Here is a 1,115-nt window from a genome sequence, read left to right as displayed (position 1 = left end):
AAGAAAGAAAGAAAGAAAGAAAGAAAGAAAGAAAGAAAGAAAGAAAGAAAGAAAGAAAGAAAGAAAGAAAGAAAGAAAGAAAGAAAGAAAGAAAATATTATTAAAGTGAAATGGGAGAAATAATCAAATAGTCCAGGTTCAAAGTTGATGCCTGAATTACAGTTAATAGAGCAAGACTTTGCTTAACTGCTGAATAGTCAGATTCGCTATCTCATCAGCTTTACAAAGTCGGACGAAACAAGTTTAATTTTTTAAGATTGAATTTTAAAGTTTGAATTTTAATCTACTTAATTAACAATTCTGGTGCTACCAATCCTTTTTGGATCGCTAAAACTGCGGCTTGAGTGCGATCGCGTACTTCTAGTTTCTGTAAAATAGTATGGACATGAACGCGCACTGTACCAGGGGCAATGTAGAGAATCTCAGCAATTTCTTGATTGCTTTTGCCAGTTGCTACGAGCGCTAAAATTTCTTGTTCTCGCTTGGTTAGGGGATTTTCTAAGGATTCCTCAGTTTTTGCAGGCAGCACCATAGTAGAATTGCCCTCAAAAGCTGCTCTAATTTCTGTTGTTGCTGTTTGATCCCACCAAGAAGCCCCTGCTGCAACCGATCGCACTGCTAATATCAGAGACTCAGCCGGAATACCTTTGAGACAGTAACCTTGCGCCCCGGCGGCAATTAACCGGGAAATCAGGGGTTTTTCAGAACGAGAGGTTAAAACAAGAATTGGTAAACTTGGGTGCTTCTGCTTAATTTGGCGACAAGCCTCAATCCCGCCAATTCCCGGTAAACCTATATCCAGCAACACCAAATCCAGGGGATAGTGATTTGCTAATTCTACAGCTTGTTCCCCATCTTCTGCCTCTGCGACAATCTCCAAAGTGGTTTCTTGTTGCAACCGCATCCGCAGACCAAGCCGAAACAATTCATCATCTTCAACAAGTAAGATTTTCGTCATTTATTATTAGTCATTGGTCATTGGTCATTGGTTAGGAGTTAGGAGTTAGGAGTTTGGAGTTTGGAGTTTGGAGTTAGGAGTTTGGAGTTAGGAGTTTGGAGTTAGGAGTTTGGAGTTAGGAGTTTGGAGTTAGGAGTTTGGAGTTAGGAGTTTGGAG

Annotated in this window: 1 protein-coding gene; it reads right to left on the bottom strand. The window is 40.2% G+C overall.

What is annotated here, in order from left to right:
• Positions 1-283: 283 nt before the first annotated feature.
• Positions 284-958 carry a response regulator transcription factor gene (locus V7K73_RS04785; protein ID WP_334877614.1) on the bottom strand — a complete coding sequence of 225 codons (675 nt, stop codon included), beginning with the start codon at positions 956-958 and terminating at the stop codon, positions 284-286.
• Positions 959-1,115 lie beyond the last annotated feature (157 nt).

This window comes from Nostoc sp. (assembly GCF_036916975.1).
GTDB lineage: Bacteria > Cyanobacteriota > Cyanobacteriia > Cyanobacteriales > Nostocaceae > Nostoc.
Note: the sequence above shows the minus strand (reverse complement) of the source record. Positions and strands in the feature narration are given on the sequence as shown.